This is a genomic window from Streptomyces sp. NPDC004111 (assembly GCF_042874215.1).
Lineage (GTDB): Bacteria > Actinomycetota > Actinomycetes > Streptomycetales > Streptomycetaceae > Streptomyces.
In genome coordinates, this window is sequence record NZ_JBIAMU010000006.1 from 359,121 (window position 1) to 367,830 (window position 8,710).

The 8,710-nt window shown below is 69.0% G+C and carries 9 protein-coding genes; all 9 read left to right on the forward strand.

Translation table 11 applies throughout. The annotated features are described in order from the left end of the window. The first annotated feature begins 48 nt into the window (after positions 1-48). The 9 genes from ACFYVL_RS15490 (at position 49) to ACFYVL_RS15530 (ending at position 8,710) form a co-directional block, all read left to right on the forward strand. Positions 49-1,062, forward strand: a complete 1,014-nt coding sequence (locus tag ACFYVL_RS15490; RefSeq protein WP_389244792.1) for a sugar ABC transporter substrate-binding protein — start codon at positions 49-51, stop codon at positions 1,060-1,062. After that, positions 1,059-2,114 (forward strand): ABC transporter permease, encoded by a 1,056-nt coding sequence (locus tag ACFYVL_RS15495; protein WP_389244794.1) that lies wholly within the window; start codon positions 1,059-1,061, stop codon positions 2,112-2,114. Before ACFYVL_RS15490 ends, ACFYVL_RS15495 begins: the two co-directional genes overlap by 4 nt. Beyond that, positions 2,081-2,932 carry an ATP-binding cassette domain-containing protein gene (locus tag ACFYVL_RS15500; RefSeq protein ID WP_389244796.1) on the forward strand — a complete coding sequence of 284 codons (852 nt, stop codon included), beginning with the start codon at positions 2,081-2,083 and terminating at the stop codon, positions 2,930-2,932. The genes ACFYVL_RS15495 and ACFYVL_RS15500 overlap by 34 nt, the downstream gene beginning before the upstream one ends. A gap of 368 nt (positions 2,933-3,300) precedes the next feature. After that, the gene (locus tag ACFYVL_RS15505) at positions 3,301-4,581 is read left to right on the forward strand and encodes an ROK family glucokinase (protein WP_389244798.1); all 1,281 of its coding nucleotides are present in this window, start codon (positions 3,301-3,303) and stop codon (positions 4,579-4,581) included. Beyond that, positions 4,578-5,162 carry a sugar kinase gene (locus tag ACFYVL_RS15510; protein WP_389244800.1) on the forward strand — a complete coding sequence of 195 codons (585 nt, stop codon included), beginning with the start codon at positions 4,578-4,580 and terminating at the stop codon, positions 5,160-5,162. Before ACFYVL_RS15505 ends, ACFYVL_RS15510 begins: the two co-directional genes overlap by 4 nt. A 148-nt stretch (positions 5,163-5,310) precedes the next feature. Further along, on the forward strand, positions 5,311-5,502 hold the full coding sequence (locus ACFYVL_RS15515; protein ID WP_389244801.1) for an MbtH family protein: 192 nt from the start codon (positions 5,311-5,313) through the stop codon (positions 5,500-5,502). A 75-nt stretch (positions 5,503-5,577) separates the two neighbouring features. Then, entirely contained in the window at positions 5,578-6,078 is a 501-nt protein-coding gene (locus tag ACFYVL_RS15520) for a peptidylprolyl isomerase (RefSeq protein WP_389244803.1), read from the forward strand. Between the two features lie 473 nt (positions 6,079-6,551). Continuing rightward, positions 6,552-7,385, forward strand: coding sequence for a phenylalanine 4-monooxygenase (locus ACFYVL_RS15525; RefSeq protein ID WP_389244805.1), 834 nt, complete (start codon positions 6,552-6,554; stop codon positions 7,383-7,385). Continuing rightward, positions 7,382-8,710, forward strand: a complete 1,329-nt coding sequence (locus ACFYVL_RS15530; protein ID WP_389244807.1) for a lysine N(6)-hydroxylase/L-ornithine N(5)-oxygenase family protein — start codon at positions 7,382-7,384, stop codon at positions 8,708-8,710. Before ACFYVL_RS15525 ends, ACFYVL_RS15530 begins: the two co-directional genes overlap by 4 nt.

Below are 8,710 nucleotides of genomic sequence, written 5' to 3' on the forward strand. Positions count from 1 at the left end.
AATACCCCCCGGCCGCACCGAGGAGTACAGCGAGAAGGGCACGACGTCGTGGCAAGGGTTCGGACAGGGGTACGCGCGCTGGGCGCCGTGCTCGCGGCGGTGCTCGGGGCTTCCCTCACCGGTTGCAGCAGCACGGGCGGCAAGCGGGCCGAGGAGCGCGCGGCGGCGGCAGCCGCCCAGGGCAGGGCCGCGGTGAACACCCCCAAGTGGACCTTCGCCATGGTCACCCACTCGGGTGCAGGCGACACGTTCTGGGACATCGTGCAGAACGGGGCCAAGCAGGCCGCCGCCAAGGACAACATCGAATTCCTTTATGCAAACAACGCGGAGGCGCAGCAGCAGGCCCAGCTCGTCGACACGTACATCGACAAGAAGGTCGACGGCCTGATCGTCACCCTCGCCAAGCCCGACGCCATGAAGGCCGTCGTCGCCAAGGCCACCCGGGCCGGCATCCCGGTGATCACCATCAACTCCGGCACCGCCGAGTCCAAGGCCTTCGGCGCGCTGACCCACATCGGCCAGGACGAGGTCGTCGCGGGCGAGGCGGTCGGCGAGGAGCTGACGGAGCGCGCGAAGAAGAAGACGCTGTGCGTCCTGCACGAGCGGGGCAACGTCGGCCACGAGCAGCGCTGCGACGGCGTGAAGAAGTCCTTCAAGGGCAGTGTCGAGAACCTCTACGTCGACGGCACCAACATGCCGGACGTCCAGGCGTCCATCGAGGCCAAGCTCCAGACCTCCAAGGACATCGACGCCGTGGTCACCCTCGGCGCCCCCTTCGCCGACGCCGCGGTCCAGGCCAAGGAGCAGGCCGGCAGCAGGGCCGAGATCGACACCTTCGACCTCAACGCCAAGGTCGCCGACTCGCTGGCCGCGGGCACCCTCGGCTTCGCCGTCGACCAGCAGCCCTACCTCCAGGGGTACGAGGCCGTGGACCTGCTCTGGCTCTACAAATACAACGCCGACATGCTCGGCGGCGGCCGTCCGGTGCTGACCGGGCCGCAGATCATCACCAAGGACAGCGCGGCCGAGCTGAAGGCGTACACGAAGCGGGGGACCCGATGACAGCCACGGCTCCGGCACCGGAACCGGACGTACGGCACGACGAACGGCTGATCCACACCTCGCCGCTGCGCAAGCTGATGAGCCGCCCCGAGCTGGGCTCGATCGTCGGCGCCGTCGCGGTGTTCCTGTTCTTCTCCATCGCCGCCGACAGCTTCCTGCGCGCCTCCAGCTTCGGGACCGTGCTGTACGCGGCCTCCACGATCGGCATCATGGCGGTGCCGGTGGCGCTGCTGATGATCGGCGGCGAGTTCGACCTGTCGGCGGGCGTCATGGTGACCAGCTCCGCGCTGATCTCCTCGATGTTCAGCTACCAGATGACCGCCAACGTGTGGGTCGGCGTCCTCGTCTCCCTGCTGGTGACCCTGCTCATCGGGGTCTTCAACGGGTTCATGCTGACCCGCACCAAACTGCCCAGCTTCATCATCACGCTCGGCACCTTCCTGATGCTGACCGGCCTGAACCTGGGCCTCACCAAGCTCATCAGCGGCACCGTCTCCACCAAGGGCATCGGCGACATGGAGGGCTTCGAGTCCGCCAAGGCCGTCTTCGCCTCGCAGCTCACCATCGGCTCGGTGAACCTGAAGGTCACCATCCTGTGGTGGTTCGTGCTGATCGCGCTCGCCACCTGGATCCTGCTGCGCACCCGTGCGGGCAACTGGATCTTCGCGGTGGGCGGCGAGAAGGACGCGGCGCGGGCCACCGGCGTACCGGTGAACAAGACCCGCATCGGTCTCTACATGGGCGTCGCCTTCGCCGCCTGGGTCTCCGGCCAGCACCTGCTCTTCTCCTACGACGTCGTGCAGTCCGGCGAGGGCGTCGGAAACGAGCTGATCTACATCATCGCGGCCGTCATCGGCGGCTGCCTGATCACCGGCGGGTACGGTTCCGCGATCGGCTCGGCCGTGGGCGCCTTCATCTTCGGCATGACGAGCAAGGGCATCGTCTACGCCGAGTGGAACCCGGACTGGTTCAAGTTCTTCCTCGGAGCGATGCTCCTTCTGGCCACCCTGCTCAACGCATGGGTACGCAAGCGTGCGGAGGCGAGGGCATGACGGACGAGCGGGCAGCGGGCGCACTGGTCGAGCTCGACCACGTGTCCAAGTTCTACGGGAACATCAAGGCGCTGGAGGACGTGTCGCTGGAGGTGCACGCGGGTGAGATCACCTGCGTACTCGGCGACAACGGCGCCGGCAAGTCCACCCTGATCAAGATCATCGCCGGGCTGCACCAGCACGACGCAGGCACCTTCCGGATCGAGGGCGCGGACACCACCCTGGTCAACCCGCGCGACGCGCTCGACCGGGGCATCGCGACGGTCTACCAGGACCTGGCGGTCGTCCCGCTGATGCCCGTCTGGCGCAACTTCTTCCTCGGCTCCGAGCCGACGAAGGGCCGGGGCCCCTTCCGGCGGCTGGACGTGGAGCTGATGCGCGCCACGACGCGCTCCGAGCTGCTGCGGATGGGCATCGACCTGCGGGACGTCGACCAGCCGATCGGCACCCTGTCCGGCGGTGAGCGGCAGTGCGTCGCCATCGCGCGGGCGGTCTACTTCGGCGCGAAGGTGCTGGTCCTCGACGAACCGACGGCGGCACTGGGCGTCAAGCAGTCGGGCGTGGTGCTGAAGTACGTCGCCGCCGCCCGCGACGCGGGGCTGGGGGTCGTGCTCATCACGCACAACCCTCACCACGCGTACCTGGTGGGCGACCGGTTCGTGCTGCTCAAGCGCGGGGCCATGTCGGGCAGCCACCTCAAGGCCGGGATCAGCCTCGACGAGCTGACCCGCCAGATGGCGGGCGGCACGGAGCTGGACGACCTCCGCCACGAGCTGGAACGCGCCCCGGCCCCGAACCTGCACGGCGTCACGGACTGAACCGGGCCGCCCCGTGCCTCCCGCCGCCCCGGGCGCCCCGTCGCCCCGGGCGGCGCGCCCGTCCGCGGGGTGAGACGCGCCACGGCACGGGACGTGGGCCCGCGCCCGTACGTCTGGCTCAGCCCCGTCAGCCCCACCCTCCGCACCCGTTTCCGTGCGCAGGGTGACATTTCGGGCCCGGCACCCGGACCACCGGACAAGTCCGGCACAGCCGGGGGTGGCAGAATCGCCCCGAGCGGGCGCCGTCCGCCGTCGGCCCCCGCCGGGCCGGCTCCCCGAGACCCCGCAGGGACGATCCGAGTCGTGCGTTCCCCCCGCCGCCCCTCCCGGTCCGCCGGGACAGCGCCCTCCGCGGAAGGCCCCTGCCGATGAGCAACACCTACCGGGACTTCACCACCCGCGGCGCCGCCCGCGCCACCGTGCTGCGCACGGTGGGCCCCCGCGAACGCCGCTCGCACCTGACCGCACCCCGCGTGCCGACCGTCGGGATCGACATCGGTGGCACCAAGGTGATGGCGGGCGTCGTGGACGCCGACGGCCACATCCTGGAGACCCTCCGCACGGAGACCCCGGACAAGTCGAAGAGCCCCAAGGTCGTCGAGGACACCATCGTCGAGCTGGTCCTCGACCTCTCCGACCGGCACGACGTGCACGCGGTGGGCATCGGCGCGGCCGGCTGGGTCGACGCCGACCGCAACAAGGTCCTCTTCGCCCCCCACCTCGCCTGGCGCAACGAACCCCTGCGCGACGCCGTATCGGCCCGCCTCGCGGTGCCCGTCCTGGTCGACAACGACGCCAACACGGCCGCCTGGGCGGAGTGGCGGTTCGGTGCCGGGCGCGGCGAGGACCACCTCGTGATGATCACCCTGGGCACCGGGATCGGCGGTGCCATCCTGGAGGACGGGCAGGTCAAGCGCGGCAAGTACGGGGTGGCCGGCGAGTTCGGCCACATGCAGGTGGTGCCCGGCGGGCACCGCTGCCCGTGCGGCAACCGCGGCTGCTGGGAGCAGTACAGCTCCGGCAACGCCCTGGTCCGCGAGGCCCGCGAGCTGGCCGCCGCCGACTCCCCGGTCGCGTACCACCTGATCGAGCGCGTCGGCGGGAACATCCACGAGATCACCGGCCCGCTGATCACCGAGCTGGCCCGGGACGGCGACGCCATGTGCGTCGAGCTGCTGCAGGACATCGGGCAGTGGCTCGGCGTCGGCATCGCCAATCTGGCCGCCGCCCTCGACCCGTCCTGCTTCGTCATCGGCGGGGGCGTCAGCGCCGCCGACGACCTGCTGATCGGCCCGGCCAGGGACGCCTTCCGGCGCCACCTCACCGGGCGCGGATACCGCCCCGAGGCGCGGATCGCCAAGGCGCAGCTCGGCCCCGAGGCGGGCATGGTCGGCGCCGCCGATCTGGCCCGGCTGGTCGCCCGCCGCTTCCGCCGCGCCAACCGCCGCCGGGTCGAGCGCCACGAGCGGTACGAGCGGTACGCGCAGGCCCTGCGCACCGCGGCCACCCCCGGTTCCGCGCTCCAGGACACCGCCAAGGCGCCCGACGCCACCGCACAGAACCACCCGCACGCAACCGGGCCCGCGGCGGACACCAGCGCCGCGGACCGTACGAACAGCGCCGACGGCGCACAGGGAACCACCCCATGACGTCAGCGATCCCCCGCCAGAACCACCAGCCCGAGGGCCGCGGCAAGCGGCCCCCGGAGACCCGCCGCCAGGTGATCGTGCGCCGCACCATCACCGCGGTCATCATCGTGCTGCTCATCGGCATCCCGGCCGGCTATCTGCTGATCTCCGCCGAGCAGAGCCGCGACAGCGGCCGGAACAAGGAGCGCGAGGCGTCCGCCGCCGGTCTCACCGTCGGCTGGCCCTCCCAGGTGCAGCGGCGCATCTACCAGCTGCCGATCCCGCTGATGGCGCAGAACCTGGCGTACTACGAGACCAACAACTGGAAGACCAGCCGGATGCACGTCCGGTTCGCCACCACGCCCGCGGACCTGGACACCTTCCTCAAGGAGATCGGCACCTCCACCGCCGCCCTCAAGGACGGCGACATCACCATCCGCGAGCACGACCGGCAGACCATCGGCTGGGTCTTCACCTCGCACCGCAAGTGGTCGGGGCTGACCTTCGAGCAGAAGAAGCCGCTGCCCACCCTGGACATCACCGTGGACCGCAGCGTCCCCGAACGGCCGTGGGTGTACGCGGTCTCCACCGCCAGCCCGTAGGCGTGAGGCCCCGCCGCGGGGCCCCGTCCGGTGCGCGGCCCGTCGTGCGTCCCCCCGTTGCGCGACCGCCGGGGGCATGGCGCAAGATGGGCGCTCGGCCGACAGGGGCCGTGGTACGGATTCTTCGACCAAGGAGCGGGCGGAAGCGATGAGCATCGGCAGCGAGCAGTACCACGTGGTCGCCAACCACGAGGGGCAGCATTCGATCTGGGCCGTCGGCGGGGAAATTCCGGCGGGCTGGAACAAGGTCGGTTTCACCGGCGGCAAGGACGAGTGCCTGGCCCATGTTGCGGAAGTCTGGACGGACTTGACCCCGCGATCGGTGCGCCGGGACGTCTGAGAGGCACCCTGCGCCCGGCCGGGCCCGGATCGTATAGGGTGAGTGGAATTTTGACAGCTCGCGGAAGAGAAGAAGATGACCCAGGTCGTACTTAACACCAACTTCGGCATCATCAAGCTCAAGCTGGATGCCGAGAAGGCGCCGAAGACGGTCGAGAACTTCTTGGCCTATGTCAACGACGGCCACTACACGGACACCATCTTTCACCGTGTCATCCAGACATTCATGATCCAGGGCGGTGGCTTCACCGCGGACATGTCGCAGAAGCCGACCCGTGCGCCGATCGAGAACGAGGCGCGCAACGGCCTGCAGAACACGCACTATTCGGTGGCGATGGCCCGTACTTCCGACCCGCACTCGGCGTCGGCGCAGTTCTTCATCAACACCTCGAACAACGGTTTCCTCAACCACACCGCGCCCACCCAACAGGGCTGGGGCTACACGGTGTTCGGCAAGGTCGTCGAGGGCCTCGACGTGGTGGACCGCATCGCCGCGGTGCCCACCGGCCGCAGCAAGGGCTTCCAGGACGTTCCCGTCGAGTCCGTGGTCATCACAAGTGCCAAGGTCGAGGGCTGAGTTGGTAAAGATCGCGTCACGCCGCAGGGCGTGAACTCTGCGTGAACGATGGCGCCGCACCGGGTTTCCCCGGGGCGGCGCCATCGTTCGTTCCGGTGACCTGCGCTCCGTCCGCCGGGCCGGCGCCGGGCGCATCCCGTGCCGCGCCCGGGATGCGGTGGTGCCGCGGCGGCCACCGGCACCTGTTTTCGGCCAGCCCAAAAGCCGCATAGTCGATCATGCGTTTACCAATGCCGTTATTGCCGTCAACATCTTCAATGGATCTATTGGAACGAAAAGTCAGGAGAACCGGTACAGCCGTCAAGTATTTGGTGTTCTGGTGCCGGACCAAGATCCTTGTGGCGCGCTCGTACGCTGGTGTACGCTCAATCGAGTTGGCGAGGAATCCTTGGAAGTAATTGCACTTTGTTCGGTTACATCTTCAGGAGGCGCCTTTCAGGCCCCTCTTGTCGGCGACGCTTTGGGGAATCGTTGTGGACGGCCGTGAGCAATTAACGTCAATATCGACGGACACCTCTGCCTATCAACGGCGACGCGACGAGATCGCGGCCAGGGCGGCAACCTACACACGCGGCGAAGCAATCCCCGCAGTGGCGTACACCGACGCGGAGCACGCCGTCTGGCGCCTGGTCGCCGCGCGTTTGCGGGAACGTCACTCCGCCCTCGCCGCACCGGAATTCCTGGACGCCGCCGAGCAGCTCGGCGTGGGCAACGAGGGAATTCCCCAGCTCCAGGACGTGGCCGACCGCCTCGACGGGCTGACCGGGTTCCGGTTGCAGCCGGCCGGTGGCGTCGTCCCCTTCCACCGGTTCTGCGGCTCGCTCGCGGACGACTACTTCCACTCGACGCAGTACATACGCGACGGCGCGACGCCGTTCTACTCGGTCGAGCCCGATGTGCTGCACGAGGTCATCGGACACGGCAGCGCACTGGCCGACACCCGCTTCGCGGACCTCTACCGGCTGGCCGGACAGGCCGTACGGCGCGTGGAGACCGACACCGCGATCCAATTCATCGCCAAGGTCTTCTGGTTCACCATCGAATGCGGTCTCATCGACGCGGCCGACGGGCCGCGCGCTTACGGCGCCAGCATCGTTTCCTCCTACGGCGAACTGGACCAATTCAGGTCCGCCGAGATCAGGCCGCTGGACATTGCCGACATGGCCGGCGTCGACTACGACATAACCCAGTACCAGCACACCCTTTACAGTGCCCGCTCGATGGCGCACCTCGAAGACGTGGCCGGCGGATTCTGGGAATCCTGCGACGAGGCATCCATCGAACGACTACTGGCGGCTGAGATATGACCGGAACAGCAGTACGGGAGAATTCGGAAGAGAGTGGCCCGGGGTACGGGGCCGATATTCTGAACGTTGCGGGAATCGGATTCGGTGCGGCCAACCTGGCACTCGCCGCCGCCCTGCACGAGACCGGCGAGTCGGCCGGAGTGCGCTTTCTGGAGAAGCAGCAGACTTTCGGCTGGCACACCGGGATGCTCATGGAGGGCGCCTCGATGCAGGTGTCCTTCCTCAAGGACATCGCCACCATGCGGAATCCCACCAGCGATTTCGGATTCCTCTCCTATCTCAAGGAAAAGGGGCGGCTGGTCGATTTCATCAACCACGCCGTTCTGACCCCCTCGCGGGTCGAATTCCACGACTATCTCGCCTGGGCCGCCGACCGGGTGCGGCACCTGGTCGAGTACGGCGTCGAGATCACCGGGGTCCGCCCGGTGCGCGAGGGGGGCGCGGTCGTCGCCCTGGACGTCATGGCGGGCGACCGGGTGGCCGCCCGTACCAGGAACCTCGTCATCGGCCAGGGCCTGCGCCCCCGGCTGCCGGAGGGCGCCGAGACCGGCGAGCGGGTCTGGCACAGCTCCCAACTGCTGCACCGTCTCCCGGAGTTCGACGAGCGCAGCCCCAAGCGCGTCGTGGTCGTCGGAGCCGGACAGAGCGCCGCGGAGATCGCCGGCCACCTGATGGACCGGTACCCGGCCGCCGAGGTGTGCGCCGTCTTCACCCGCTACGGCTACAGCATCTCCGACGCCAGCCCCTTCGCCAACCGGGTCTTCGACCCCGCCGCCGTGGACGACTTCTACGCCGCCCCGCCGGAGGTCAAGGAGTCGCTGCTGCGCTACCACGGCGCCACCAACTACGCCGTGGTCGACGGACACGTGCTCGACGGCCTCTACCGCCGCCAGTACGAGCAGAAGGTCACCGGCGACGCACAGCTGCGCGTCATGCACACCTCCCGGATCGACTCCGTGGACCTGCGCGACGACAGCGTGGCGGTCCGGGTGCGCTTCCTGCCCACCGGCGAGGTCACCGACCTCGACGCCGACCTGCTCGTCTACGCCACCGGCTACACCTCGCCCGACCCGGCCGAACTCCTCGGCGGCATCGCCGGATCGCTGCGCCGCGACGGGACGGGCGAACTGCTGATCGGCCGCGACTACCGGATCGGCACCACCGACGACGTCCGCTGCGGCATCTACGTCCAGGGCGCCACCGAGGCCACCCACGGCATCGCCTCGACCCTCCTTTCGATGACCGCGGTCCGCGCGGGCGAGATCGCGGAGTTGCTCGCGAGCGACCGGCGCGCCCAGGAGCGGACAGCGGAGAACGGGAACTGA

What these genes read in the sequence shown, in the direction of transcription:
- ACFYVL_RS15515 (WP_389244801.1), top strand. Translation starts at nt 5,311, where the DNA reads ATGAGCATCGGCAGCGAGCAGTACCACGTGGTCGCCAACCACGAGGGG.
- ACFYVL_RS15510 (WP_389244800.1), top strand. Translation starts at nt 4,578, where the DNA reads ATGACGTCAGCGATCCCCCGCCAGAACCACCAGCCCGAGGGCCGCGGC.
- ACFYVL_RS15520 (WP_389244803.1), top strand. Translation starts at nt 5,578, where the DNA reads ATGACCCAGGTCGTACTTAACACCAACTTCGGCATCATCAAGCTCAAG.
- ACFYVL_RS15500 (WP_389244796.1), top strand. Translation starts at nt 2,081, where the DNA reads ATGGGTACGCAAGCGTGCGGAGGCGAGGGCATGACGGACGAGCGGGCA.
- ACFYVL_RS15495 (WP_389244794.1), top strand. Translation starts at nt 1,059, where the DNA reads ATGACAGCCACGGCTCCGGCACCGGAACCGGACGTACGGCACGACGAA.
- ACFYVL_RS15530 (WP_389244807.1), top strand. Translation starts at nt 7,382, where the DNA reads ATGACCGGAACAGCAGTACGGGAGAATTCGGAAGAGAGTGGCCCGGGG.
- ACFYVL_RS15505 (WP_389244798.1), top strand. Translation starts at nt 3,301, where the DNA reads ATGAGCAACACCTACCGGGACTTCACCACCCGCGGCGCCGCCCGCGCC.